Annotated in this window: 23 protein-coding genes; 11 read left to right on the top strand and 12 right to left on the bottom strand. The window is 73.1% G+C overall.

Annotated elements, in window-relative coordinates:
• Window positions 1-83 precede the first annotated feature (83 nt).
• Window positions 84-2,159 (top strand): bifunctional polysaccharide deacetylase/glycosyltransferase family 2 protein, encoded by a 2,076-nt coding sequence (locus tag ABEB06_RS29395; RefSeq protein WP_345702032.1) that lies wholly within the window; start codon window positions 84-86, stop codon window positions 2,157-2,159.
• 2 nt (window positions 2,160-2,161) lie between these two features.
• A complete protein-coding gene (locus tag ABEB06_RS29390; protein ID WP_345699920.1) occupies window positions 2,162-3,484 on the top strand; it encodes an acyltransferase family protein in 1,323 nt (440 codons plus the stop codon).
• Window positions 3,485-3,534: 50 nt separating this feature from the next.
• Here ABEB06_RS29390 and ABEB06_RS29385 read toward each other — a convergent pair whose 3' ends face one another.
• Window positions 3,535-5,127 (bottom strand): PucR family transcriptional regulator, encoded by a 1,593-nt coding sequence (locus ABEB06_RS29385; protein ID WP_345699919.1) that lies wholly within the window; start codon window positions 5,125-5,127, stop codon window positions 3,535-3,537.
• 401 nt (window positions 5,128-5,528) lie between these two features.
• On the opposite strand from ABEB06_RS29385, the gene ABEB06_RS29380 reads away from it, so the two are divergent.
• From ABEB06_RS29380 to ABEB06_RS29355, 6 genes are all read left to right on the top strand, one after another.
• Window positions 5,529-6,416 (top strand): FAD binding domain-containing protein, encoded by an 888-nt coding sequence (locus ABEB06_RS29380; protein ID WP_345699918.1) that lies wholly within the window; start codon window positions 5,529-5,531, stop codon window positions 6,414-6,416.
• Window positions 6,413-6,901, top strand: a complete 489-nt coding sequence (locus ABEB06_RS29375; protein WP_345699917.1) for a (2Fe-2S)-binding protein — start codon at window positions 6,413-6,415, stop codon at window positions 6,899-6,901. Before ABEB06_RS29380 ends, ABEB06_RS29375 begins: the two co-directional genes overlap by 4 nt.
• Window positions 6,902-6,974: 73 nt before the next feature.
• Window positions 6,975-9,335, top strand: coding sequence for a xanthine dehydrogenase subunit D (gene pucD / locus ABEB06_RS29370; RefSeq protein WP_345699916.1), 2,361 nt, complete (start codon window positions 6,975-6,977; stop codon window positions 9,333-9,335).
• Window positions 9,336-9,556: 221 nt separating this feature from the next.
• Window positions 9,557-11,038 carry an NCS2 family permease gene (locus ABEB06_RS29365; RefSeq protein ID WP_345699915.1) on the top strand — a complete coding sequence of 494 codons (1,482 nt, stop codon included), beginning with the start codon at window positions 9,557-9,559 and terminating at the stop codon, window positions 11,036-11,038.
• A gap of 89 nt (window positions 11,039-11,127) precedes the next feature.
• Window positions 11,128-12,366, top strand: coding sequence for an XdhC family protein (locus tag ABEB06_RS29360; RefSeq protein ID WP_345699914.1), 1,239 nt, complete (start codon window positions 11,128-11,130; stop codon window positions 12,364-12,366).
• 130 nt (window positions 12,367-12,496) lie between these two features.
• Window positions 12,497-12,790 carry a hypothetical protein gene (locus ABEB06_RS29355; RefSeq protein WP_345699913.1) on the top strand — a complete coding sequence of 98 codons (294 nt, stop codon included), beginning with the start codon at window positions 12,497-12,499 and terminating at the stop codon, window positions 12,788-12,790.
• Between the two features lie 577 nt (window positions 12,791-13,367).
• Here ABEB06_RS29355 and ABEB06_RS29350 read toward each other — a convergent pair.
• From ABEB06_RS29350 to ABEB06_RS29330, 5 genes are all read right to left on the bottom strand, one after another.
• Window positions 13,368-13,826: a DUF5709 domain-containing protein gene (locus tag ABEB06_RS29350; RefSeq protein ID WP_345699912.1), complete on the bottom strand. Its 459-nt coding sequence runs from the start codon at window positions 13,824-13,826 to the stop codon at window positions 13,368-13,370.
• A complete protein-coding gene (locus ABEB06_RS29345) occupies window positions 13,808-14,116 on the bottom strand; it encodes a hypothetical protein (protein ID WP_345699911.1) in 309 nt (102 codons plus the stop codon). Before ABEB06_RS29345 ends, ABEB06_RS29350 begins: the two co-directional genes overlap by 19 nt.
• A gap of 171 nt (window positions 14,117-14,287) precedes the next feature.
• Complete coding sequence (locus tag ABEB06_RS29340; RefSeq protein WP_345699910.1) at window positions 14,288-14,674, bottom strand: hypothetical protein; 387 nt, start codon at window positions 14,672-14,674, stop codon at window positions 14,288-14,290.
• The gene (locus ABEB06_RS29335) at window positions 14,674-15,096 is read right to left on the bottom strand and encodes a hypothetical protein (protein ID WP_345699909.1); all 423 of its coding nucleotides are present in this window, start codon (window positions 15,094-15,096) and stop codon (window positions 14,674-14,676) included. The genes ABEB06_RS29340 and ABEB06_RS29335 overlap by 1 nt, the downstream gene beginning before the upstream one ends.
• A 65-nt stretch (window positions 15,097-15,161) precedes the next feature.
• Window positions 15,162-16,064 (bottom strand): DUF3626 domain-containing protein, encoded by a 903-nt coding sequence (locus ABEB06_RS29330; RefSeq protein WP_345699908.1) that lies wholly within the window; start codon window positions 16,062-16,064, stop codon window positions 15,162-15,164.
• Between the two features lie 107 nt (window positions 16,065-16,171).
• Here ABEB06_RS29330 and ABEB06_RS29325 point away from each other — a divergent pair, with 107 nt between their 5' ends.
• Entirely contained in the window at window positions 16,172-16,720 is a 549-nt protein-coding gene (locus tag ABEB06_RS29325; protein ID WP_345699907.1) for a chloramphenicol phosphotransferase CPT family protein, read from the top strand.
• Window positions 16,721-16,875: 155 nt separating this feature from the next.
• Here the strand turns inward: ABEB06_RS29325 and ABEB06_RS29320 are convergent, their stop codons facing one another.
• From ABEB06_RS29320 to ABEB06_RS29305, 4 genes are all read right to left on the bottom strand, one after another.
• Entirely contained in the window at window positions 16,876-18,594 is a 1,719-nt protein-coding gene (locus ABEB06_RS29320; RefSeq protein WP_345699906.1) for an SDR family oxidoreductase, read from the bottom strand.
• Complete coding sequence (locus ABEB06_RS29315) at window positions 18,591-19,454, bottom strand: M24 family metallopeptidase (RefSeq protein ID WP_345699905.1); 864 nt, start codon at window positions 19,452-19,454, stop codon at window positions 18,591-18,593. The genes ABEB06_RS29320 and ABEB06_RS29315 overlap by 4 nt, the downstream gene beginning before the upstream one ends.
• Window positions 19,455-19,457: 3 nt before the next feature.
• The gene (locus tag ABEB06_RS29310) at window positions 19,458-20,543 is read right to left on the bottom strand and encodes a PDR/VanB family oxidoreductase (protein WP_345699904.1); all 1,086 of its coding nucleotides are present in this window, start codon (window positions 20,541-20,543) and stop codon (window positions 19,458-19,460) included.
• 154 nt (window positions 20,544-20,697) lie between these two features.
• Window positions 20,698-21,588, bottom strand: a complete 891-nt coding sequence (locus ABEB06_RS29305) for a metal-dependent hydrolase (protein WP_345699903.1) — start codon at window positions 21,586-21,588, stop codon at window positions 20,698-20,700.
• Between the two features lie 129 nt (window positions 21,589-21,717).
• Here ABEB06_RS29305 and ABEB06_RS29300 point away from each other — a divergent pair, with 129 nt between their 5' ends.
• Window positions 21,718-22,359, top strand: a complete 642-nt coding sequence (locus ABEB06_RS29300) for a pyridoxine/pyridoxamine 5'-phosphate oxidase (protein WP_345699902.1) — start codon at window positions 21,718-21,720, stop codon at window positions 22,357-22,359.
• Between the two features lie 56 nt (window positions 22,360-22,415).
• Window positions 22,416-23,126: a hypothetical protein gene (locus ABEB06_RS29295; RefSeq protein ID WP_345699901.1), complete on the top strand. Its 711-nt coding sequence runs from the start codon at window positions 22,416-22,418 to the stop codon at window positions 23,124-23,126.
• 1 nt (window position 23,127) lies between these two features.
• On the opposite strand, the gene ABEB06_RS29290 is transcribed toward ABEB06_RS29295, so the two are convergent.
• Entirely contained in the window at window positions 23,128-23,907 is a 780-nt protein-coding gene (locus ABEB06_RS29290) for an IclR family transcriptional regulator (RefSeq protein WP_345699900.1), read from the bottom strand.
• Between the two features lie 224 nt (window positions 23,908-24,131).
• Entirely contained in the window at window positions 24,132-25,592 is a 1,461-nt protein-coding gene (locus tag ABEB06_RS29285; protein ID WP_345699899.1) for a catalase, read from the bottom strand.
• Window positions 25,593-25,867: the final 275 nt, after the last annotated feature.

The following is a 25,867-nucleotide window of genomic DNA, read 5'->3' as shown; positions in this document are numbered from 1 at the left end:
AGCGCCATTTGTCCCGCCACCAGCGCCGCCGGCAGACCCTGCTCAGGCCGCGCCGACTGGCCGCGCCGCCGCTGCGCTTCGTCATGCCGCTGTCCCTGCTGGCCTGCCTGCTCGCGCTCATCGTGCTGCGCGGCCTGGCCACCAACGAGGTGTTCCACGACTCCCGGGTCGCGGAGTCGGTCGACCAGACGACCGTGCCGGACCAGGTCCTCAAGGGCGGCCCGGTCGTCGACGCCCGCGGCGAGAAGAACGACGACCCGGTGAGCTACCGCATCCCGGACCGCACCGTGGTGCTGAGCTTCGACGACGGCCCCTCCGAGGAGTGGACGCCGGAGATCCTGAAGATCCTGGCAGCCCACAACGTGCGCGCGGACTTCTTCGTGACCGGCTCGATGACCGCCCGCAACCCGGACATGATCCGGAAGATCGTGGCGGAGGGCCACGAGATCGGGCTGCACAGCTTCACCCACCCCGACCTGGCGTTCCAGTCGCACGCCCGGCTCAGCTGGGAGATGGCCCAGACGCAGCTGGCGCTGGCCGGTGCCGCGGGCGTCCACAGCACGCTCTTCCGCCCTCCGTACTCCTCCTACGCGGGCGCACTGGACGACTGGAGCTACCCGGTCGTCAAGTACCTCGGCGCCCGCGGCTACATCACCGCCTTCATCGACCACGACACCGACGACTGGAAGCTCCCCGGAGTGGACGCGATCGTCAAGGAGGCGATGCCGGCCACCCCCGGCGCGGGCGAGCTGATCCTGCTGCACGACGCCGGTGGCGACCGCTCCCAGACCGTCGCGGCGCTCGGGATCCTCATCGAGAAGCTGCAGGCCGACGGCTACCGCTTCGCCACCATCTCCGAGGCGCTCGGCGCCACCAGCGCCACCACGCCGGTGCACGGCTTCCAGCTGTGGGCGGGCAAGGGCTACATCTGGACCACCCAGCTGGCCGTGCACACCCTGCCGGTGCTGATCGCGCTGCTGGCCGTGGTCGGCTTCCTGAACTTCGGCCGGTTCGCGCTGATGCTCGTCCTCGCGCCGGTCCACGCCCGCCGCGCCAAGCGGACGGACCTCTGGGGCGAGCCCGTCACCGAGCCGGTCACCGTGCTCGTCCCGGCCTACAACGAGCGCGAGTGCATCGCCAACACCCTCAACTCGCTGGCCGCCAGTGACTACCCGATCGAGGTCATCGTCATCGACGACGGCTCCTCGGACGGCACCGCGGACATCGTCGAGGAGATGGCCCTGCCCTTCGTCCGGCTGATCCGCAAGGTCAACGGCGGCAAGTCCAGCGCGCTCAACGTCGGCATCGCGGCCGCCTCGCACGACATCGTCGTGATGATGGACGGGGACACCGTCTTCGAGCCGTCCACCGTGCGCGAGCTGGTCCAGCCCTTCGCGGACCCCGGGATCGGCGCGGTCTCCGGCAACGCCAAGGTCGGCAACCGCGACAGCCTGATCGGTGCCTGGCAGCACATCGAGTACGTCCTCGGCCACAACCTGGACCGCCGGATGTACGACATGCTCGGCATCATCCCGACCATCCCCGGCGCGGTCGGCGCCTTCCGCAAGGAGGCCCTGGACGCCGTCGGCGGGATGAGCGACGACACCCTCGCCGAGGACACCGACATCACCATGGCGGTGCTCTGCGAGGGCTGGCGGATCGTCTACGCCGAGCGCGCCCGCGCCTGGACCGAGGCACCCGCCAGCATCCAGCAGCTCTGGTCCCAGCGGTACCGGTGGAGCTACGGCTCGATGCAGGCGATGTGGAAGCACCGCCGCGCCGTCACCGCCCGCGGACCGGCCGGGCGCTTCGGCCGCTTCGGGCTGCCGATCGTCGTGCTGTTCGGCGTGGTCGCCCCGCTGCTGGCGCCGCTGGTCGACATCTTCCTGATGTACGGCGTGCTGTTCGCGGACGCCGGACTCACCCTCGTCAGCTTCGGCGGCTTCCTGTCGATCCAGGCGGTGCTCTCCTGGTACGCCTTCCGGCTGGACCGCGAGAAGCCCTGGCACCTGATCAGCCTGCCGCTCCAGCAAGTGGTGTACCGGCAGCTGATGTACATCGTCCTGCTGCAGTCCACGATCACCGCGTTCACCGGTGGCCGACTGCGCTGGCAGAAGCTCCGGCGCACCGGCGAGGTCGCCGCCCCGGTGGAGGCCTGACCATGAGCAATTCCTTCGGATGGTTCGGCGGCAGCCAGGAGACCGTTCCGCCGCACGCGCCCGCGAGCCTCGGACGCCACGAGGACACCGTGGCGCTGCGGATCCCCGAGCAGTGGCGGCAGGAGGCCGAACCGGAGCCGCAGGAGCCGCAGGCAGCGCCCAAGGCCAAGGGCGGCCGCGACCGCTACCTCGACCTGCTGCGCGCGCTGGCCCTGGTCCGCGTGATCCTCTACCACAACTTCAGCTGGGCCTGGCTGCCCATCGTCTTCCCCTCAATGGGCGTGATGTTCGCGCTGGCCGGCTCGCTGATGGCGCGCTCGCTCAAGCGCCCCGCCCTCGGCGTGATCCGCGGCCGACTGCGCCGGCTGCTTCCGCCGATGTGGCTGTTCGGCATCATCATGGTCGGCCTGCAGGTCTACGACGGCGGCGGCCCGCACGGCCCGGCCTCCGACGGCCACCCCACCTGGTGGTGGGCCAAGCTGGCCTTCTGGATCCTGCCGCTGAGCACCCCGCCGTACCCGGGGGCCCTCCCCGGCTTCCACCACACCGTCGAGACGACCTGGGCCGAGCAGGTGATCGTCCCGCTCTGGTACCTCCGGGCGTACCTGTGGTACGTCCTGCTGTCCCCGCTGATGCTCAAGGCGCTGCGGCGCTTCCCGGTGGCGACCCTGTGCGCCCCGCTGGTGATGGTCATCGGCATGAACGCGTTCGGCGGCAACGAGCCGGAGTTCATCTACAGCCGGGTCTGGGAGACCGCGAACGACTTCGCCACCTTCGGTGCCTGCTGGATCCTCGGCATGGCCCACCAGGAGGGGATGCTGAAGCGGATCCCGCAGTACGTGCTGCCCTCCATCGCACCGCTGATCATGGTGGCCGGACTCTGGTACCTGGGCACCCGCCCGGTCGATCCCGGCGAGGTGACCGACCTTGAGTCCTGGCCGATCGCCCAGGCCCTGTGGTCGTTCGGCTTCGTCGCGATCCTGCTCCACGTCAGCCCGTCCTGGGACCAGTGGCCGGCGCCGCTGGAACGCTGGAACGGCCTGGTCAGCCTGCTCAACTCGCGGGCCGTCAGCGTCTACCTCTGGCACGAGGTCGCGCTGACCCTGGCCGTCCCGGTGCTCGACCCGCTGTGGTCCTACGACTACCTGTCCTCGAACTTCAAGTGGCTGCTGAACAGTCCTTGGCTCGACCTGCTGACGGCGATCCCGCTGCTCGCCCTGCTGGTGCTGGTCTTCGGCTGGGTCGAGGACGTCGCCGCCAAACGCCCGCCGCGGCTCTTCCCGTACCCGCGCCGCCAACGGGGCAAGCGCCGCGCCGCCGAGTGAGTGACCGCGGGTGCCCCCGCCCGGTTTCGGGCGGGGGCACCCGCGGTCGGCTACGCGAGCTCCAGGGCCAGGTAGAAGTCCACCCGGTCCTCCAGACGCGACAGGTCACGGCCGGTCAGCTCCTCGATGCGGCCGATCCGGTAGCGCAGCGTATTGACATGGACATGAAGCTGGGCGGCGCACCGGGTCCACGACCCGTCCGAGCGCAGGAAGGCCTCCAGCGTGCGCACCAGGTCCGCCTGGTGCTCGATGTCGTACGCGATCACCCGGTCCAGCAGCCGGCTGCGGAAGGCCCGGCGGACCTCGTCCGGCACCGCCGCCAGCAGCAGCACGTGCGAGGCCAGCTCCTCGGGGCCGGCGACGCAGACCCGCCCGACCCGGGCCGCGGCGATCCGCCGGGCGTGCCGGGACTCCTCCAGCGCACCGCGCAGCCCGCCGCTCTCCGCGGCCGGCGCACAGACGCCCACCGTGATCCGCCCCTCCGAGCCCAGCCCGGCCTCCAGCGGCGCGAGCAGCTCGCGCAGGGCGTCCGCGGGCACCGGCACGTCCAGCGCGGGCAGCACCACGACGGCGCCGTTGGCACCCAGCGCGGCGACCAGCGCCCGCTCTGAGGCGAAGGCCAGCGCCTCCTCCAGGACCGGTCTCAGCGCCCCGTCCGGCAGCCCGGTGGCCTCGGCGCTGAGCACCAGCCAGTTGCCCTCCCCGGCCACCGGCAGCGGCGTGCCGCCCTCGTAGCGGGCCATCGAGGTGGAGGCGTGCAGGGCGCGGCTGATCTCGGCCGGGTCGGCGTCGCGCTGGAGCAGCGCGAGGGTCTCGTCGGCGATCCGGCGGCGCAGCCGGCGGCCCTCGTCGCGGCGGGTCCGTTCGGCCGCGACCAAACGGGCGAGGTTCTCGGCGAGCTGCTGCCGCTTGGGCGTCCACTCGGTGACGTCGCCGGCGATCGCGAGCAGCCAGTCGGCCAGCGGGGACTCGTCCGCGGGGTCGACGGCGGCCGGGATCAGCGAGTAGCTGCCGGTGACCAGGCGGGCCCGGTGCGGGGGGCGGCGGCGCTGGCGCTGGGCGCCGAGGTGGGCGCGGGCCAGCTGGTCGCGGTCCTCGGCGGTGAGCCGGTCGACCGGCCCGGCGATCACCTGACCGGTCGGGGTGAGCACCCAGCAGTCCAGGTCGAGGTCGCCGCCGAGCAGGTCCAGGACGGCGTCCAGGCCGCCGCCGCCGGCGGCCGAGACCAGCATCCGGTGCCGGTCGACGAGGGCGGCGAGGTCGGCGGCCCGGTCGGCGGAGACCTGGCGGCCGACGAACTCGGTGACGGTGCCGAAGGCGATGTCGTCCGGGACGGCGAGCAGCGGCAGGCGGTGGCGGCGGCAGGCGGCGGTGAGGTCCTCGGGCACCGGCCCGACCTCGGCCTCGCCGGCCGCCAGGGCGACCGCGCCGCCGGTCACCAGGGTGCGCACGAAGCGCTCGGAGTCCTCCGGGGCGGTGCGCCAGAGCATGCCGGTGAGCACCAGCTCGCCGCCGTGCAGGTAGCGCCCCGGGTCCTGGAGATCGGTGGTCATGACGCCGCTGACCTGCCGGTCGAGCTCGTCCTCGCCGGCGAGCAGCCGCAGGTGCGGCGCGCCGGGCGCGAGCAGGTCACGGACACGCATCCGCAGACTCCTTCGTCCGTTCGGGAAATTCGAGGGTGGGGGTCAGTGTGCCCGACGACCGGCGTTCGGTGTCACCTCACAAATGCCGCCCGGATCACGGGCCCGTAGCTCCGGAATCACGGCCGGATTACGGTCGTAAGTAGCGCCCGGGTGACTCCTGGGCTGCGAAATTCCCTTCCTTAGAGGAACGTACAGGATGCCGGGCGGGACCACAGCCGGGGCTTCATGCCATCGGTGACTGCCAGTGGGCCCGGTCACAGCGGTTCACTGGCCACAAGCCGCCGGACACATCCCGGTGACCAGGACTCAACGCCGAGGCAACGAGGTGGTTGCACAGTCCGAACACCGACACCGGGCAACGTGCCCCCTGTCCGGCAGGCCACGACTTGAGGAGACACCGCATGGAGTTCCTTCGGCCCGCAACGTGGGACGAGGCACTCGCGGCGAAGGCTGAGTACCCGACCGCGCTGCCGATCTCGGGCGGCACGGACGTCATGGTCGAGATGAATTTCGACGTGCACCGGCCATCCGCGATTCTCGACCTGAACCGCATCCCCGAGCTTCGCGCGTGGGAGATCGACGGGGATGTGGTGAAGCTCGGCGCCTCGGTGCCGTACACCCGCATCATCGACGAGCTGTCCGAGCAGCTGCCCGGCCTGGCCAAGGCCGCGCACACGGTCGGCTCCCCGCAGATCCGCAACCGCGGCAGCGTGGGCGGCAACCTGGGCGGCGCGTCGCCGGCCGGTGACGCGCACCCGGCGCTGCTGGCCGCGGGCCGGGACGTGTTCGTCGAGGCGGCTTCGGTGCGCGGCACCCGGCTGATCCCGATCGACGAGTTCTACGTCGGCGTGAAGCGCAACAGCCTGGAGGCCGACGAGCTGATCAAGACCGTGCACATCCCGGTCGCCGACGGCCCGCAGCAGTTCTCCAAGATCGGCACCCGCAACGCGATGGTGATCGCGGTGTCCGCCTTCGGCTTCGCCCTGCACCCCAAGAACCGCACGGTCGGCACCGGTATCGGCTCGGCCGCCCCCACGCCGCGCCGCGCGGTGCAGGCCGAGGAGTACCTGCAGGGCGTGCTCGCCGAGCGCGGCCTGTGGGAGTCCGGCGCCCTGATCCCCGCCGAGGCCGTCCGGGAGTTCGGCGAGCTGGTGAAGGCCGCGGCCTCCCCGATCGACGACGTCCGCGGCACCGCCGACTACCGCCGGCACACCCTGGCCGTGATGGCCCGCCGCACCCTCACCTGGTGTTGGAACGACTACAGCAAGCAGATCAGGAGCGCGGCATGAGGATCACCTTCACCGCCAACGGCAAGCCCGTCGAGGCGGACGACGTCTGGGAGGGCGAGAGCCTGCTCTACGTGCTCCGCGAGCGGGTGGGCCTGCCGGGCTCCAAGAACGCCTGCGAGCAGGGCGAGTGCGGCTCCTGCACGGTCTACCTCGACGGCACCCCGGTCTGCTCCTGCCTGGTCGCGGCCGGCCAGGTGCAGGACCGCGAGGTGCGCACCGTCGAGGGCCTGGCCGAGGAGAACGGCGAGCTGGGCCTGGTCCAGCAGGCCTTCGTCGACGCCGGCGCCGTGCAGTGCGGCTTCTGCACCCCCGGCCTGCTGGTGCAGACCGACGCCCTGCTGGAGAAGGACGACCAGCCGAGCGACAACGACATCCGCGAGGCGCTGTCGGGCAACCTGTGCCGCTGCACCGGCTACGAGAAGATCATGGACGCGGTGCGGCTCGCCTCCGCCCGCAAGTGCGCGGGTAAGGGGCATGGGGAATGAGCGAGCGAAGCGAGCGAATCATCAAGGGGCGCGCATTGTGCGAAGCGCCCGCCGAGCGCAGCGAGGTGGCCGCATGAGCACCCGGACGATCGCGGGTCAGAAGAACCTGCAGAACATCAACCAGGCGTCCGCGGACGGCATCGGCGGCTCCCCGCTGCGCCCCGACGGCACCCTGAAGGTGAAGGGCGAGTTCGCGTACTCGTCCGACATGTGGCACGAGGACATGCTCTGGGGCATGGCGCTGCGCTCGCCGCACCCCCGCGCCAACATCCTCTCGGTGGACATCTCCGAGGCGCTCAAGCTGCCCGGCGTGTACGCCGTGCTCACCCACCAGGACATCCCGGGATCCAAGTTCTACGGCCTGGAGATCAAGGACCAGCCGGCGCTGGCGATCGACAAGGTCCGCTACCACGGTGAGCCGATCGCGCTGGTCGCGGCCGACCACCCGGAGACGGCCCGCCGCGCGGTGAAGAAGATCAAGGTCGAGTACGAGGTGCTCACCCCGATCGTCACCGAGGAGCAGTGCCTCGACCCCGAGACCCACGGCTACGTGCACGAGCCGCACGAGTTCAAGTCGCACGGCTACGGCAACATCTGCCACGAGCAGAAGCTGGTCTCCGGCCTCGGCGTCACCGACGAGGTCCGCGCGCTGGCCGACGTGATCGTCACCGGCGAGTACGAGGTCGGCATGCAGGACCAGGCCTTCCTCGGTCCGGAGTCCGGCCTGGCGGTGCCCGCCGAGGACGGCGGCATCGACCTCTACATCGCCACCCAGTGGCTGCACGTGGACCGCGAGCAGATGGCCCCGGTGCTCGGCCTGCCCGAGGAGAAGGTCCGGCTGACCCTCGCGGGCGTCGGCGGCGCCTTCGGCGGCCGCGAGGACATCTCGATGCAGATCCACGCCTGCCTGCTGGCCCAGCACACCGGCAAGCCGGTCAAGATCGTCTACGCCCGGGACGAGTCCTTCTTCGGCCACGTGCACCGCCACCCGGCGAAGATGCGCTACGAGCACGGCGCCACCCGCGACGGCAAGCTGGTCTTCGCGGACTGCCGGATCGTGCTGGACGGCGGCGCGTACGCCTCGGCCTCCCCCGCGGTGGTCGGCAACGCGGCCTCGCTCGGCCACGGCCCGTACGTCATCCCGAACGTGAAGATGCACGCCATCGCGCTGTACTCCAACAACCCGTCGTGCGGCGCGATGCGCGGCTTCGGCGCGGTGCAGGCCGCCTTCGGCTACGAGTCGCAGATGGACAAGCTCGCCGCCGAGCTGGGCATGGACCCGGTCGAGCTGCGCCAGCTGAACGCGATGGCGGAGGGCGACCACATGCCCACCGGCCAGCGGATCGACTCGCCGGCCCCGGTCGCCGAGCTGCTGCAGCGGGTCAAGGACATGCCGCTGCCCCCGCCGCTGGACCTGGAGAACCTGGACATCCGCGCCGTGCCCGGCGCGCTGTCCAACACCTCGCACGGCGAGGGCATCGTCCGCGGCGTCGGCTACTCGGTCGGCATCAAGAACGTCGGCTTCTCCGAGGGCTTCGACGACTACTCCACCGCCCGGGTCCGCCTCGAGGTGATCGGCGGCGAGCCGGTCGCCATGGTGCACACCGCGATGGCCGAGGTCGGCCAGGGCGGCGTCACCGTGCACGCCCAGATCGCCCGCACCGAGCTCGGCGTCGAGCAGGTCACCATCCACCCGGCCAACACCGAGGTCGGCTCGGCCGGCTCCACCTCCGCCTCGCGCCAGACGTACATGACCGGTGGCGCGGTGAAGCTCGCCGCCGAGGCGGTGAAGCTGGCGCTGATCACCAAGGGCCGCCGGCGCTACGGCTGGACCCAGAACGACATCGACCTGGTCGGCGGCAAGGTCGTCTCCGAGGCCGACGGCGTGCTGGTCGCCATGGTCGACCTGCTCGGCGACGAGGCGATCGACCTGACCCGCGAGCACCACCACCGCCCGACCCAGCCGTTCGACAAGGAGACCGGACAGGGCTTCGGCCACGTCCAGTACACCTTCTGCGCCAACCGCGCGGTGGTCGACGTGGACGTCGAGCTGGGCCTGGTCAAGGTGGTCGAGCTGACCGCCGTCCAGGACGTCGGCAAGGCGCTCAACCCGCTCTCCGTGGTGGGCCAGATCCAGGGCGGCTGCACCCAGGCCCTGGGCCTCGCGGTGATGGAGGAGATCATCGTCAAGGACGGGAAGGTGCGCAACGCGTCCTTCACCGACTACCTGATCCCCACCATCCTGGACACCCCGCCGATCCCGGTGGAGATCCTCGAACTCCCGGACCCGAACGCGCCGTACGGCCTGCGCGGCGTCGGCGAGGCCCCCACCGTCTCCGCCACGCCGTCCATCGTGGCCGCCATCCGGCAGGCGACCGGCATCGCGCTCAACCGGATCCCGGTCCGGCCCGAGCACCTCACCGGCACGCTCTGACAGACCTCCCCGGGGCGGCGGACCGTCTTCCCCCGCCGCCCCGGGGTTGCCCCACCCGAAACGAAATGAACCCCACCCACGCACCGAACCGCTGCCTCTCCCTCGCCGGGGCTCTGCAGCGGTGCACCCCAGTGAGTCGAACAGTCCCCCTGCGCCTCTTCCATGACTGGCACCCAGGTCGGCTCGCCCACCCCAATCCCCTTTGAACCTTGGGAGTGGACATGACCCGGATCTCCACGGAGCCCGGCCCCACCGACGAAGCACCCGCCGACGACGAGACCCTCACCCAGTCGCCGGCCACCCCGCCGAAGAACAAGCTGGACGCGTACTTCAAGATCTCCGCACGCGGCTCCACCTTCGGCAACGAGATCCGCGGTGGCCTCACCACCTTCATGGCGATGGCGTACATCGTCCTGCTCAACCCGATCATCCTCAGCGGTGCCGACGTCACCGGCGTCAAGCTCGACCACGCCCAGCTGACCACCGCGACCGCCCTGGCCGCCGCCGTCACCACCGTCCTGATGGGCGTGATCGGCAACGTGCCGCTGGCCGTCGCCGCCGGCCTCTCGGTCTCCGGGGCGATATCGGCCCTGGTCGTGCCGCACACCACCTGGGCCCAGGCCTTCGGTCTCTGCGTCATCTACGGTCTGCTGATCGTGCTGCTGGTGGTCTCCGGACTGCGCGAGAAGATCATGAACGGCATCCCGCTGCCGCTCAAGCACGCCATCACCATCGGCATCGGCCTGTTCGTCGCGATCATCGGCCTCTACAAGGCCGGCTTCGTGCACACCGGCGGCCCGACGCCGCTGTCGCTCGGCCCGTTCGGCGAGCTGGAGGGCTGGCCGGTCCTGATCTTCTGCGTCACCCTGCTGACCATCTTCGTGCTGCTGGCCCGCAACGTCCGCGGCGCGATCCTGATCGGCATCGCGGCCGGCACCGTGATCGCCGTGATCGTCCACCAGGTGGCCGGCCTGGACGCCAAGGCCTGGGGCGGCTCCGCCCCGGTGTGGCCCGGCTCCCCGGTCTCCGCCCCCGACTTCGGCCTCTTCGGCGACATCGACCTGTTCGGAGCCTTCGGCTCCAAGGGCCTCGGCGCGATCTCCGCCTCGGTGGCCGTCTTCACCCTGGTCCTGGCCGGCTTCTTCGACGCGATGGCCACCATCATCGGCGTCGGCACCGAGGCGGGCCTGGCCGACAAGCAGGGCCGGATGCCCGGCCTGTCCAAGGCGCTGTTCATCGACGGTGCCGGCGGCGCGATCGGCGGTGTGGCGGGTGCGTCCGGCCAGACCGTGTTCGTCGAGTCCGCGACCGGCGTCGGCGACGGCGCCCGCACCGGCCTGGCCTCCACCGTCACCGGCGGCGTCTTCGCCCTGATGCTGTTCTTCTCGCCGGTCGCCGCCGTCGTCCCGGTCCAGGTCGCCTCGGCCGCCCTGGTCGTCATCGGCTCCATGATGATGAGCCAGGCCCGGCACATCGACTGGTCCGACCGCGAGATCGCCATCCCCGCCTTCCTCACCTGCGTCCTGATGCCGTTCACCTACAGCATCACCGCGGGCGTGGCCGCCGGTGTCATCTCGTACACCGCCATCAAGGCCGGCACCGGCAAGTGGCGCGAGCCCGGTCCGCTGATGTGGATCCTCACCGGGGTCTTCGTGGTCTACTTCGCCCTCGTCCCGATCAAGTCCTGGCTCGGCGTGCACTAGCCGCCCGCCGGCCGCGGTACCGGAGTCCTGTCTCCGGTACCGCGGCGCCACCCGTTTCCCGTGCACTATTGGTTGGTAGGGAGCACACCGTGCAAGACATCGCCGAGCAGTTGCAGGCCTGGCACGCCGCCGGGCGCGCCTTCGCCGTGGCCACAGTCGTCGGCGTCTTGGGCAGTGCCCCCCGCGACCCCGGCGCCGCCCTCGCCGTCGACTCCGAGGGCGAGGCGATCGGCTCCGTCTCCGGCGGCTGCGTCGAAGGCGCGGTGTACGAGCTCTGCCGGGCCGCGATCCTCAGCGGCGAGCCCGCCCTGGAGCGCTTCGGCTACAGCGACGAGGACGCCTTCGCGGTCGGCCTCACCTGCGGCGGCGTCCTCGACGTCTTCGTCCAGCCGATCGTGCCCGGCGCCGACCCCGGCCTGGACGCCGGCATCGCCTACATCGCCTCCGGCACCCCCGTCGCCCTCGCCCGGATCGTCGACGGACCCGCCGCCCTGCTCGGCGCCACCGTCGCCGTCACCGCCGACACCCACCACGGCGCGCTCTCCCCCGCCCGCCCGTCTCCCGCCGCCACCCTTCACTCGATGCGCTCCGCGCAGCCCCTCCACCTGCTCGAATGCGCGGTGGTCGCCGAGGCCCGCGCCATGCTCGACGCCGGCCGCACCGGACAGCTCGTCCTCGGCCTCGACGGCCGCCCCTGCGACGATGCCGCCCAGGGCACCGTCACCGTCTTCGTCGAGTCGTACGTGCCCGCGCCCCGGATGATCGTCTTCGGCGCCATCGACTTCGCCGCCGCGGTCGTCCGGATCGGCAAGTTCCTCGGCTACCGCGTCACCGTCTGCGACGCCCGCCCCGTCTTCGCCACCGCCCGGCGCTTCCCCGACGCCGACGAGGTCGTCGTCGACTGGCCGCACCGCTACCTCGACTCCCAGCTCGACCGGATCGACGGCCGCACCGTCCTGTGCGTCCTCACCCACGACGCCAAGTTCGACATCCCGCTGCTGGAGCGGGCCCTGCGGCTGCCCGTCGGGTACGTCGGCGCGATGGGCTCGCGCAAGACCCACCTCGACCGCAACACCCACCTGCGCGAGGTCGGACTCACCGACGCCGAGATCGCCCGCCTGCGCTCCCCCATCGGCCTCGACCTCGGTGCCCGCACTCCCGAGGAGACCGCCGTCTCGGTCGCCGCCGAGATCGTCGCCCACCGCCGCGGCGGCTCCTGCCTCCCGCTCTCCGCCGGCGACGGCCCCATCCACCACGACCTCGCCCGCCCCGCCGAGACCCCCGCCCCGGCCACCGACGAGGCCCGCGTCTCCGCGCACGCCGCCTAAACCCGGACGCCGCCCGAACTCGCGCACCCCACGGGGCTGCGGGACGCTGGTCCTCCAAGGCCGGCCGCCCCGCGGCCCCGTCCGCGTCGCCGGCCCGTCACCGCCCCCCGTGCGGTCAGGAGGCCCCACGATGCGCATGATGATCCACGGCGAAATGGACACCGCGACGTCCAACCACCTGCTCGCCACCGGCAAGGTCCCCGAGCTGATGGGCCGGATCATGGGCGCCCTCAAGCCCGAGGCCGCCTACTTCTACCCCTTCGGCGGACGGCGCGCCTTCACCCTCGTCTGCGACCTCGACCAGGAATCCAACCTGGTCGCCCTGGTCGAACCCTTCTGGACGGAGCTCGGTGCCGACGTCACCGTCACCCCCTGCATGACCGCCGAAGAACTCCAGGCCGGCCTGTCCCAGCTCCCCGGCTGACCCGTGTGACGCCGAGCAGTTGATCCAACGGCGCCCCGACCGGGTCCGGGAGGGCGGCGCGGCCCAGCGCGGCCGGGCCCTGCTCCTCCGAGGCAGCCGTCACGTGGGCAGGTCACGCCCTGGTCGACGTGTTCCGCAGGACGTCCGGCGTCCCGTACGCCGTCCGCCGATCGGGCGATCGGGCGATCGGGCGATCGGGCGATCGAGCAAGGGGGCCGCGGCCCGATGTCGAACGGCTCCGGCCGATGGAGCCGCTCCGGCGGTCCGACCTGCCGAACCGCTCGCTCTTCGACGCCGTCATCCCCGCACGACGGGCAACGGACGACCGGCCCGTCGGCGGCCGACGCGACGGATGCCGGCCGCCGGATTGCCCACAACGCCGCAGCCCCGCCGGATCGTCGACAAGCGGACCATCGCGGTGGACACCCCCTCTCCGGGAAGCCCGGAGACGAGGACCGCCGCTACCGGGCGGCCGACCCGTACCTCCGCTCGGGCTGCACCGGCGACGCACTCACCGCCCGGTTCGGACCCGGGGACCTGATCGGAGCGTGGCAGCCGGGCCGAGTCGCACGGGCTGTCAGAGGGACTGGGTCTCGGGGTCGTCGACGGTGTGCATCGCGGCCTCCTCGGCCGTCGCGGCGCCGCCGGAGATGCCCACGTCCTGCGCGACGGTGTCGCTGCGGGCGCCGTCGACGACGGTGAGCCGCCCGGTGCGGGCCTCGCCGGCTTCGGGATCGACCGGCTCCGCATCGGTGCCGGACGTGTCGCCGATGCCGTCCCCGTCGGGCGTCGAGACATCGGGAAGCTCCTGGGCGAGCCGCTGGTCGAGACTCTCACCGGCGCGCTGCTCGGCGGCGGTGGTGCCGTAGCGGTTCACGGCGAGCGGGCGCTCCGGGGGCGCGTAGCCCTCGTCGAGCGCGGACTCCAGCCCCCGATCGTCCAGGGTGTCCTCCGGCTCCAGCGGTCCGATGTCGTCCTGCACCTCGGAGCCGTCCGGCTGGTACACCTCGTCGCCCATCAGTTGATCGTCGGCCATGTGTCCAGGTTCCCAGGGGACGGCCCCGTCCGCATGCGTAACGGCTCCGCCCCGGCCGGTACGCCCGCCCCGAGCCGGCCCCGCGACAGCTCAGCGGCTCCCGCCGGCGGGGGCGACGCGGGCCGCAGGCCCTCGCGGAGGATGCGCCGGAGCCGGGCGAGGCAGGCGCCGGTCAGCAGGGGCAGCGTGCAGGCCGGCAGGTCGAGGAGGAGCAGCGGCGCCGGGAGCCGGACGGCGTCCGGGCCGGCCGCGGCGGCGCCGGTCTCGATCCAGCGGACCGCGACGAGCACCGGGGTAGTGATCCCGGTGTCCGCGACGGCGAGGGCCCGCCGGGCGCGGGCCAGGCCCAGCCGGGTGCGGGCCGCTCGGTGCGTGTCAGTGGCACCGGGCGGTGCGGAGGGTCCGTCCCCCCGCCGTCCATCGGCCACCACCCCGGGGGGACCGGCGCCTGCGCGGGATCGTCACGGCGTCCGGCCCTCCCGTTCGACGCCCCGGAAGGAGCGGCCCAGCCAGCCCGCGAAAGCGCCGACCGCCATCGGGAGGTGCAGGTACAGCACCGTCAGGACGCCCAGCAGCAGGAAGAACACGAACGCGCCCGCCCCGCCGTCGCCCGGCCCCACCTCCCGCGCGAACCGGACCCACCACAGCACCAGCGCCGCCACCGCCGAGGCACCGAGCGCCCACCACGCCCGGGCCCACCCCAGCAGCAGCCCCAGCACCCCGGCCGGCCCCACCGCGAATGCCGCCTCGCCACCGGTGATCGGAAACCACGGCGCCGCCGCAGCCAGCGCGCCCCAGGCAGCCGCACACGGCCACGGCCAGACCCGGCCGGCCCATCGCGCCCGCATCAGCGGACCCCGGCGGAGCGGGCGGAGCGGACGCGCCGGACGGTCGAGCCGCCGACCGCACCCACCGAGAGCGGGGCGACCCCGAAGAACAGGCCCAGGAAGGCCGCGACGACGACCGCCCCCACGGCCCCGACCCCGCCACCCTCGACATCGGCGATCAGGATGCCGACCAGCGGGCAGGAACCCAGCGCGCCGGCCACGGCGGCCACGAAGGCCGTCCAGGCCCGCCGGTGCCCCAGGGCGGCACCGAGCGCCACGGCCGGGGCGGAGGCGAGCAGCAGCATGCCTCCCAGCTGCCACTCACCCGTGGGGTCCGGTCGGCCGAGCAGGTGCGGCAGGGCCGGGCTCATCACCCAGAGCGCGATCCAGGCCGCCACGCAGGCCCATGCCCAGCGCGGATGGTTCGTAGTCGTAGCGTTCATCTGCAGACACCCCCGAGGTGATCACGTGCGATCCCCGGCCATCATGGCAGAGGTTTTGAACGCGTTCAACAAGCTTCGGTGCGGCCGAAGCGAGCGAGGTAGTGCCAGACCTTCTTGACCGCCTGCGGGTCGTGGTCGGCGGTGGCGAGCAGGCTCGGGTCGAGGAGGCCGTCGGCGGCCAGGGTGCGGGCGAGGGCGACGTACTCGGGGCCGCGGTACTCGGGGTGGCGGGCGAGCTCGGCGACCGGGAGGCGGTAGCCCGGGTGCCACTCGATCGGGCAGGGGAGCCTGCGGGCGGCGGCCTCGACCGGGGTGCCCCGGTGGCAGGGGTCGAGGACCAGGGCCTCGACGTGCTCGGCGAGCAGGACCGGGCCGTGCACCTGCGCCTCGATGTAGTCGTCGAGGGCGTCCTGGTCGTCCGCCTCGGCGAGGGCGATCAGGCTGGTCCCGGTGGCTGCGGTGGCCAGGTCGGCGGGTTCGAGCCAGCTGTCCGGATAGCAGAAGGTGGCGCGGTCCAGGGTGTCGGCGGTGAGCCGGAAGTACGCGGAGCCGAACCGCGGCGCGGCCCCGTACGGGCTGCGCCGGAAGTCGAGGGCGCCGTACACCGGCCGCTCGGCGTCCGGCGCGTGGTCGTAGGCGCCGCCGAAGATCCGGCTCTCCCAGCGCCAGCGGTCGCCGCCCGGGTGGGCGGTGAGGCCGCCGTTGCTGGTGCCGGTGACAAACTGGGAGCGGTAGGTGCCGTCCTCGGCCATCGCCTCCAGGATCGGGCGGCCCGCGAAGACCCGGTCGGGGTGGAAGTTGAGGGTGATCCGCAGGGCCGGGTCGAGCGGACCGCCGGTGGAGCGCTCGGCGACGTGGCGCAGTGCGGCCCGCGCGGCGGGCGTGGCGGGCGCGGCGGGCGCGGCGGGCGCGGCGGGCGCGGCGGGCGTGGCGGGCGCGGAGGGGGTGGCGGGCGTGGGCGGCGTCATGACCGGGATTCTGCCGGAACGAACGACCCCGGTGCGCCCGGGTTTTCGGCGGTCGGCGATGATCGGACGCACCGGGAGCAGGGACACGAGGGACATCAGGGGTGCCGATGGGCGGCGGGCTGATCATCTTCCTGAACGGGACGTCGAGTTCGGGGAAGTCCAGCGTGGCCCGGGAGTTGCTGGCGACGCTGGACGGCGCGTCGTTCCACTTCCCGGTGGACGCGTTCCACGCGATGCGGTCGAAGCAGGGGTACACCGAGGCGGAGCTGCCCGAGGTGCTGCGGCGCACCTGGATGGGCTTCCACCGGGCGGTCGCCGGGATGGCCGCGGCCGGCAACATGGTGGTGGTGGACCACCTGTTCAGCGAGGAGTGGCGGCTCGCGGACTGTCTGGAGCTGTTCCCCGCCGAGGACGTGGTGCTGGTCGGGGTGCACTGCCCGCTGCCCGAGCTGGAACGGCGGGAGCGCGAACGCGGTGACCGCCCGCCGGGCCTGGCGTCCCGCCAGTTCGGCCCGGTGCACGCCCACGGCGAGTACGACATCGAGGTGGACACTTCGGTGCTCTCCCCCGCCGCGTGCGCCGGCCGGATCAAGGAGTTCCTGCCCGGCCGGCCCCGCCCGACCGCTTTCGAGCGCCTGCGCGCCCGCCGTGCCTGAGCCGGCGACGCGCTGCGGGGGAAGGAGTGGTGGGCGGCCGAGGGGCATCGTCGGCTCGGCCGCCGCTGTCCTGCCGCGCCACGCCGGACGGGCCCGCGTGGCGGGCGGGTTCCACCGGCGGGTGCAGCAGGGGTCGAGGACCGTCGGGTACCCGGTCAGCCCGCGTTGATCTGGGCGGCGCGGCGCAGCAGGCCGGGGCTGATCCGGCCGAGCAGCCGGGCCGCCTTAGCCTCGACGGTGACCGGGACGACGGGCTTGCCGGTGCGGACCGCGCGGACGATCTCGGCGGCGACCTTCTCCGGCGGGAAGCCCCGGCGGGCGTACATCTTGGAGACCTTGGCCTGCTTGGCGGCCTGCTCCGCGTCGGAGAGGCCGGAGAAGGTGGAGGTCCGGGTGATGTTGGTGTTGACGATGCCGGGGCAGATGGTGGAGACGCCGATCCGGTGCGGGGCGAGTTCGGCCCGCAGGCAGTCGGAGAGCATGTAGACGGCGGCCTTGGAGGTGGCGTACGCGGCGAGCACCTTGGACGGCAGGTAGGCGGCGGCCGAGGCGAGGTTGACGATGTGTCCGCCCTCGCCGCGCTCCACCATCAGGTTGCCGAAGGCCCGGCAGCCGTGGATGACGCCCCACAGGTTGACGTCCAGGACGCGCTGCCACTCCTTCTCGGTGGTCTGCAGGAAGGTCCCGGAGTGGCCGATGCCCGCGTTGTTGACCACCACGTCGGGGACGCCGTGGGCGGCCGCGACGGCGGCGGCGAAGGCGTCCACGGCCGAGCCGTCGCTGACGTCGACCCGGTAGGCGTGCGCGGAGGCGCCGGTGAGCATGCACAGTTCGGCGGTGCGTTCGGCGGACGGCAGGTCGAGGTCGCAGACCACGACCCGGGCGCCCTGCTCGGCGAAGGCGAGCGCGGTGGACCGGCCGATGCCGCTGCCGGCGCCGGTGACCACGACCAGCTGGCCGCTGTCCGGCGGGGCGACGCTCTCGCCGGCGGCGGTGCGGGTGGTGAAGTCGCGGACCATGCCCGCCACCGTGGCGCCCTTCTCCAGCAGCGCCGACCAGTGGGTGGCGTCCACGCTGCGCCGGGTGAGCCGGGGCACCCAGCGCTCCAGCCCCTCGGAGAGGAAGTCGGAGACGTAGTGGTCGCGGCGCAGCGTGATCAGCTGGACCGGGACCTCGGTGTGCCGTTCGCGCGGCCGGCGCAGGGTGGGCCGCATGTTGGCGCGGTACAGCTCGATGCCGTTGACCGCGTCCTGCTTCAGGCTGGGCTGCGGGTGGCCGTGGCGCGGGGTGACCGCCTCCAGGTCGCGCAGCACCCGCGGCCAGGCGCGGGCCAGCCAGAGCCGCCAGGTGGCGGGGGCGAGGACGGGCAGCTGGAAGGCGGCGATGTACCAGGAGTGCAGGCCCTGGACGGCCAGTTGGCGCAGGTGCCGGGGGGTGGGGCGGCGCAGCCGGTGGCGGATCCAGTGGCCCATGTGGTCCAGGCACGGGCCGGACATGGTGGTGTAGGAGGCGATCCGGTGGTGGGCGCCGGGCGTGGTGACCGCCTCCCAGGACTGCACCGAGCCCCAGTCGTGGGCGACCACGTGGACGGGCGCGTCCGGGCTGACCGCGTCGGCCACCGCGAACAGGTCGGCGCCGAGCAGCTCCAGCCGGTACTCGTCGCGGCCGAGCGGGATGCCGGAGGCGCCCGCGCCGCGCACGTCGTAGCGGACCACGTGGTGGTCGGCGGCGAGGTCGGCGGCGACGTCGTCCCACACCGCGTGGGTGTCGGGGTAGCCGTGCACCAGGACGACGGTCGGGTTGGCCGGGTCGCCCTGCTCGTAGACGGCCAGCGGCAGCCCGTTGGAGTGGACGGTGCGGCGGGCAAGCGTCATGCGGTGGCCTCCTGGGCAGTGGTCCAGCGCCGCACGTGCGGCAGGTCGTCGTCGAGCCAGAAGGCGTCGTCCTCGGTGACCACCAGCAGCTCCTCGAACTTGATGCCCACCTCGCGGAAGCCGATGTGCGGCTCCACCGCCCACAGGCCCGGGGTGGGGGCGTGGCGGGACGCCCGGCCGTCCGCCCACAGCGGCGAACGCCCGTGCAGCCGCTCGCTGATCAGCTCGCGGCCGAGCGTCTGGAGTGTACGCACCCCGAAGCCGAACAGGTTGACGCCGGCCGGACCGCGCGCGGTCGTCCGGGTCACCTGGTGGCCGATCACCCGGCCCGGGTACACCTGGTGCCGGTTGTCGTAGCCGTGCGCGGCGATCTGGGCGTCGACCGCGGCGTACACCTCGTTCAGCGGCTTGCGGGCGCGCACCTCGCGCAGGATCAGCTCCCGGTACACCCGCAGGTCCTGGGCGAGCCGGTCCCAGACCGGGTTCTCCCCGACCTTGCCGCCGTAGCCGATGTCGGCGGTGTAGCCGTCGACCACGGGCGCGCAGTCCAGCACGTACGGCATGCCCTCGGCCAGCTTGCGGCTGCCGGCGAAGAACTGCAGCGGGGTGTGGAAGTGGCGGAACGCGGTGCGGTCGCCGAACCACGCGAACGGGACGTGGAAGAAGTCCTGCACCCCCGCCCGGACCAGGCAGCGGCGCAGCTCGGCGGTCGCCTGGCGCTCGGTGACACCCGGTTCGATCCAGGCGGCGACCTGTTCGGCGCAGTGGTACGCCAGTTGCTGGGTCTCGCGGAAGCGGGCCAGGTCGCGGTCGTCGAACGGGAAGGCGGGGAGGGCGGTGGAGCCCTTGGTCGGGCGCATGGGTCAGACCTCCAGGACGAGGGTCTCGCCCTCGGCGGCGCGGGAGACGCAGGGCAGGATCTCGCCGGCGGCCTTCTCCTCGTCGGTGAGCCGGCGGTCGCGGTGCTCGGGGGTGCCGGACAGGACCTTCAGCCGGCAGGTGCCGCAGAAGCCCTGGTGGCAGGAGTACGCCAGGTCGGGGCGGGTCTCCAGGGCGACGTCGAGCGCCGACCGGTCCGCCGGGACCGGCAGTTCGGGGCCGTCCGCGCCGAGGCGGAGGGTGAACGGGCGGCCGTCGACGACCGGCGCGGCGCCGAAGCGCTCGAAGTGGAGGGAGGCGGCGGGGGACGCGTCGAACGCCCGCTGGACGGCGGCGAGCATCGGCGCCGGGCCGCAGACGTAGACGGCCGCGCCGCGCGGGGCGCGGGCGAGCAGTTCGGCGGCGTCCGGGGTGCCGTGCACGTCGTCGGTGCGCAGCTCCACCCGGTTCGGGTCGAGGGCGCGCAGTTCGGCGGTGAACGGGAGGGACGCGGCGGATCGGCCGGTGTGGACCAGCTGCCAGTCCAGGCCCGCGTGCTGGGCGGCGCGGGCCATCGGCAGCAGCGGGGTGATGCCGATGCCGCCCGCCAGGAAGAGCACCTCGGAGTCGCCGCAGAACGCGAAGCCGTTGCGCGGACGGCGCACGCTCAGCCGGACACCGACGTGCAGCTCGTCGTGGACCTCGACGGAACCGCCGCCGCCGTCCGCCACCCGGCGCACCGCGACACGGTACGAGAAGCGGTCGGCGGGGTCGCCGCAGAGCGAGTAGTGCCGCTTGCGGCCCGAGGGGAGGGTGAGGAGGAGGCGGGCGCCGGGCTGCCACGGCGGCAGTGGCGTGCCGGCCGGGTCGGCGAGGCGCAGCTCGACCACGTCCTCGGCGACCGGCCGGTGGGCGATCACCACCAGGCTCAGGGGGGCGGTGGGGCGGGTCTGCGGGCGGCGGGGGCTGCGCCGCAGGCCGGGCCGGCCGAGCGCGGGGCTGTACCAGTCGCCGAACGCGGTCAGCCGCTCGAAGAACCGGTCGGCCCGGGGACGCCCGTACAGATCGGGGGGTGGAGTGGACAGATCCATGAGGGAACCAATCAGGCGCTCGGGGGAACCAATCAGGGGCTCGGGGAACTGCGAGGCCGACCCCGGGGGCGGCGGAGGTACGGGGAAAGGCGAGGCACGGGGTGGGGAAGAGGAGTGCACGCCCCGAGGGCCGGCGTCGCCGTTCCCCGAGCCCCTAACTGCCTGCTGCGCGCGCTGCGGGCGAAGTTGCCAGGTAGGCGAGGGCCTGGCTGGAGGAGCCCTCCTTGGTGGGGTGGTAGCCGGGGAGGAAGTACCGCAGGGCGCTGCGGAACATCCGGGCGGGCTCGGGGAGGAGGCCGCGGCGGGCGATCTGCCGGGCCTCGCGCCAGGTGGGCCGGACGGAGCCCTTGAGGGTGGGGTCGGCGGCGAGCATGAAGCGGGTGCCGCGGACCCACAGGTGGACCAGGAGCGGCCCGGAGACGAGCATGCCGCGCAGCCGCCGCAGGTACCCGGGGTCGAAATGGACCATCAGGTCGAACGCGACGCTGCGGTGCTCGACCTCCTCCGCGCCGTGCCAGCGCAGCAGGTCGAGCATGGTGGGGTCGGCCCCGGCCCGGTCCAGGCCGGGCGAGTTGAGCGCCCAGTTGCCGAGGAAGGCGGTGAAGTGCTCGATCGCGGCGACGAAGGCGACCCGCTCGATGGTGTTCTCGTGGCGCTGGGCGGCGGTCAGTCCGGGCTTGTCGCCGAGGACGCGGCGGAACAGCCAGCTGATCTGCCGGACGTACGGCCGCGGGTCGAGGCCCTGGGCGAGCAGGTGGTCGAGGACCTCCTGGTGGGCCTCGGCGTGGATGGCCTCCTGGCCGATGAAGCCGAGCACCTCCTCGCGCAGCTGCTCGTCGGTGATCAGGGGCAGCGCGTCCTTGAAGACCTTGACGAACCAGCGCTCGCCCTCGGGGAGGAGCAGGTGCAGCACGTTGATGGTGTGGGTGGCCATCGGCTCGTCGGGGATCCAGTGGAGCGGCAGCGCGGACCAGTCGAACTGCACGTCGCGCGGCTCCAGGACCAGGCTGTCGTGGACGGCGGCGGGCTCGGCGTGCCGGGGCATGGGGGTGCCTCCTGACCTACGGGTTGACGAGGGCGTATCCGCAAACTACTCGCGGGTACCGGGGTGGACAAGGGTTTCGACCAACCTTATCGACAACAAGTCTAATAAGCTTCCGACTAGCATGCCCGCATGAGCGAGGAACTGGTCCGGGAGCTGATCGCCCGCCCGCCGATGGTCCGCGAACTGCCCGGCTTCGACGCCGGGCGGGCCCCCGAGGAGCCGGCCCCGCTGTTCGTGGAGTGGCTGCGCGGGGCGCTGGCGGCGGAGGTGCCGGACGCCCAGGTGGTGACCCTCTCCACGGTCGACCCGGAGGGGATGCCGGACGCCCGGGTCCTGGTGCTGCGGGACGTCGACCCGGCCCGGTCCGGCTGGGTGTTCTGGGCGGACGCGGACAGCCCCAAGGGCCGCCAGCTGGCCGCCGGTCCGCGGGCCGCGATGACCGTGTACTGGCCGCAGCTGGGCCGGCAGGTCCGGGTCCGGGGCGCCGTGCGCAGCGCTCCGGCGCCCGCCGCGCTGACCCGCTCCCCCGGCGCCCGGGCCGCCTCGCTGGTGGGCCGGCAGAGCGAGCCGCTCGGCTCCGCCGCGGAGTACGACGCGGCCTTCACCGCCGCGCTCGCCGCCGACCCCGCCCTCCCCGTGCCCGGGCACACGGTCTACACCCTGGAGGCCGCGACCGTGGAGTTCTGGCAGGGCGACCCGTCGCGCCGGCACGTCCGGCTGCGGTACGAGCGCTCCGCCTCCGGGTGGAGCCGCACGCTGCTCTGGCCGTGACCGGCGATTCCCCGGAATTGGACTGGACCATCATCGCCGAGCGCTAGCATGCGGGCGTGACGCCCACCGAGATGCCGCCGTCCCCCGGCTGGTTGAGCCCCTCGCGCCGGACGGGCCTGGTCCTGCTCTCCCTGTGGCTCGCCGCCACCGGCTGGGCCTTCGGCACCGCCCTGACCACGCTCACCGGCGCCGACCGCGGCGTCCTGGCACCGATGTGCGCCCTGCCCTGGCTGCTCGGCTGCATCGGGTGGGCGGCGACCGGCCGGGGCTCCGACGACCCGAGCCCGCTCCCGGTGGTCGGCGCGGGTGCCTCGGTCCTCGCCGCCCTCGGGGTCGCGCTGCTCGGGGTCGCGCTCGGCGCCGGGACACCACTGCCGTCGGCCGCCACCGCGCTCCTGGCCGGGGTGGTCGCGCTCGCGGTCCGCCGGACGGTGCGCGAGCGCGCCGCCGACCTGGTCCGGATCGCCGCGGGGCGCGAGCACGAGCGGCGGATCCAGGAGGAGGGCATCACCGCCCGGGCGACCGTGACCGGGCTGTCCGGCCCCGGCCTGGTGGACGACGAGGGACGCTCCTGGGCCGAGGTCGACCTGCGCTGGACCGATGTGTCGGGCGTCGGGCGGGCGGCCCGGATCCGGCTCTCCTTCCCCGCGTACGACCCGCCCCGGCGCGGCGGCACGGCGACCGTCCGCTACCTGCCGGACGACCCGCTGGACGTCCGCGCCGAACTGCACCGCGACGGGGTGCCGCAGGACGCGCGGCCGGAGTAGGTCACACCGCCATCGCGAGCATCAGCGGCGCCGCCCGCAGGGCCAGCAGCTCGGCGGCGGAGCGCAGCCGGTGCAACTCGGTGACGGGCAGGGAGGTGGCCAGGCAGCCGACCGTGCTGCCGGCGCTGACCGGGACGGCGGCGCAGACCGTGCCGAGCGCGTACTCCTGCAGGTCGAGCACTGGGACGGTGGCGGGCTGGCGCTCCAGACGGTGCATCAGCTGGTCGGTGTCGGTGATGGTGCGGGAGGTGAGCCGGGCGATCGGGTGCCGGGAGAGGTGGTCGCGGCGGCCGTCGTGGTCGAGCTGCCCGAGCAGGCACTTGCCGATCGCGCTGGCGTGGGCGGTGGCCCGGAAGTCCACCCACTCCTCGACGGCGGGCGCGTAGTCGGCCTCGGAAACCGCTTCCACGGTCAGCTCGCCGTCGTGGTAGCGGGTGAAGTACACGGCGGCACCGAGCTCGTCGCGCAGTTCGGCGAGCCGGAGCTGCATCCGGGCGCGGACCATCGGCTCCCGGCTCTGCTGCCCGAGCATGGCGAACGCGCCGCCGGGCACCCAGGCGCCGTCCGCGAACGCCAGGTAGCCCTCCATCTCCAGCTCCTCGGCGATCCGCTGCACCACGGTCTGCGGCAGCGACAGCTCCCGCGCGAGCTCGGCGAGGGCCGCGCCGCCCGGTCGCCGGTCGACCGCCTCCAACAGTCGAAGTGCCCGCCGCAACACCCCGAACGGGCCCGTGCCGCCCCCGCCCAGGGTGGCGTGCTGGTCCCGGCTCAGCGCCGACATGGCATCGCCCTCCCGTCTCGCCCAGCGATCCTTCCAGCCTAGCCACGCCACCCGCCGGCCGTACCGGATATCCCCGCAGGTGGCCACTCCCCCTTGACTGGCATATGCCAGGCCGGGAACGCCGACGGGCCCCTCCCCACTGCCCAGGGGGAGGGGCCCGCCGGCCGCCGGGTTTCGTGCCCCGGCGGCCGGTGAGGGTCGGTTCACGCGGCGTCGGGTGACGGTCAGTTGTCGTCGCCCGCACGGAGCTTGGCGACGGCGGCGGTCAGCCGGGCGCCGTACTCCTCGTCGGCGGCACGGAAGTGCGCCAGGTTCTTCTCGATGACGTCCTCGCGGGTGACCTGGGCGAGGAAGCCGGCGATGTTGCCGATCAGACGGCCCTTCTCGGCCTCGGACATCAGGCGGTAGAGCTCGCCGGCCTGGATGAAGTCGTCGTCCTTGGAGTGCAGCGGCGTGGTGTAGGTACCGGTGAAGCCCGCGACGGCGGACGGAGCGGCGAGAGCGTCGTCGGTCTGCGCCGGGCCGTCGTACGAGTTGGGCTCGTAGTTCTTGTTGCGGCCGTTCCGGTTGAGCGCGTTGAAGCCGTCCTGGCCGTAGTTGGCGGCCTCGGTGGCGCGCGGCGCGTTCACCGGCAGCTGGGTGTGGTTGACGCCGAGGCGGTAGCGCTGGGCGTCCGCGTAGGCGAACAGCCGGCCCTGGAGCATCTTGTCCGGGGACGGGCCGATGCCGGGCACGAAGTTGTTCGGCGAGAAGGCCGACTGCTCGACCTCGGCGAACACGTTCTCCGGGTTCTTGTTCAGCACCAGGCGGCCGACCTTGATCAGCGGGTAGTCCGCGTGCGGCCAGACCTTGGTCAGGTCGAACGGGTTGAAGCGGTAGTCCGCCGCCTCGGCGACCGGCATCAGCTGCACGTACAGGGTCCAGGACGGGAACACGCCGCGCTCGATCGCCTGGTGCAGGTCGCGCTGGTGCGAGTCGGCGTCGGCGCCGAGCACCTCGGCGGACTGGGTGCCGTCCAGCGAGCGGATGCCCTGGTTGGTCTTGAAGTGGTACTTCACCCAGAACGCGTCGCCCTGCTCGTTGACCCACTGGTAGGTGTGCGAGCCGTAGCCGTTCATGTGGCGGTAGGACGCGGGGATGCCGCGGTCGCCGAACAGCCAGGTGATCTGGTGGGTGGAGGCCGGCGAGTGGGCCCAGAAGTCCCAGACGTTGTCGGCCTCCTGGACGCCCGTGTACGGGTCGCGCTTCTGCGAGTGGATGAAGTCCGGGAACTTGATCGGGTCCTTGATGAAGAACACCGGGGTGTTGTTGCCGACGAGGTCGTAGTTGCCCTCCTCGGTGTAGAACTTCACCGCGAAGCCGCGCGGGTCGCGCACCGCGTCCGAGGAGCCCAGGGCGCCGGCCACGGTGGAGAAGCGCAGGAACAGCTCGGTGCGCTTGCCGACCTCGCCCAGGAAGGCCGCCTTGGTGTACTGCGAGACCTCGTCGGTGACCTCGAAGTAGCCGTACGCGCCGGAGCCGCGGGCGTGCACGACGCGCTCCGGGATCCGCTCGCGGTTGAAGCGGGCGAGCTTCTCCAGCAGCTGCTGGTCCTGGATCAGCAGCGGGCCGTACTCGCCGGCCGAGGCGGAGTTCTGGTTGTCGGCGACGGGCGCGCCGGACTCGGTGGTCAGGGTCTTGGGCATGAGCGATCCTTCAGTGCGGGACAGACGGGCGGCAGCAGCCGAGCGAGCGGGTTCGGCTGCGGGCCGTGGTGGGCTGGGCGCGCTCCGCGGCGGAGCCGCTGACGGGCGGGGGCATGGCGCCCCCGGGCGCGCTTCCGGTCCGGGCTCAGATGCCGAGCAGGCGCCAGATCGCGGCGCGGCGGCGGGAGGTGTGCTCGCCGTCGGGGCCGTCGGTGGGCTGGAGGGCGGCGACGGCGGCGGTGGTCGCGGCGGCGTCCGCGAGCGGGCGGGCGGCG

This window comes from Kitasatospora terrestris, from assembly GCF_039542905.1.
GTDB classification, from domain to species: domain Bacteria; phylum Actinomycetota; class Actinomycetes; order Streptomycetales; family Streptomycetaceae; genus Kitasatospora; species Kitasatospora terrestris.
This window is presented reverse-complemented; position numbering and strand designations above follow the sequence as displayed.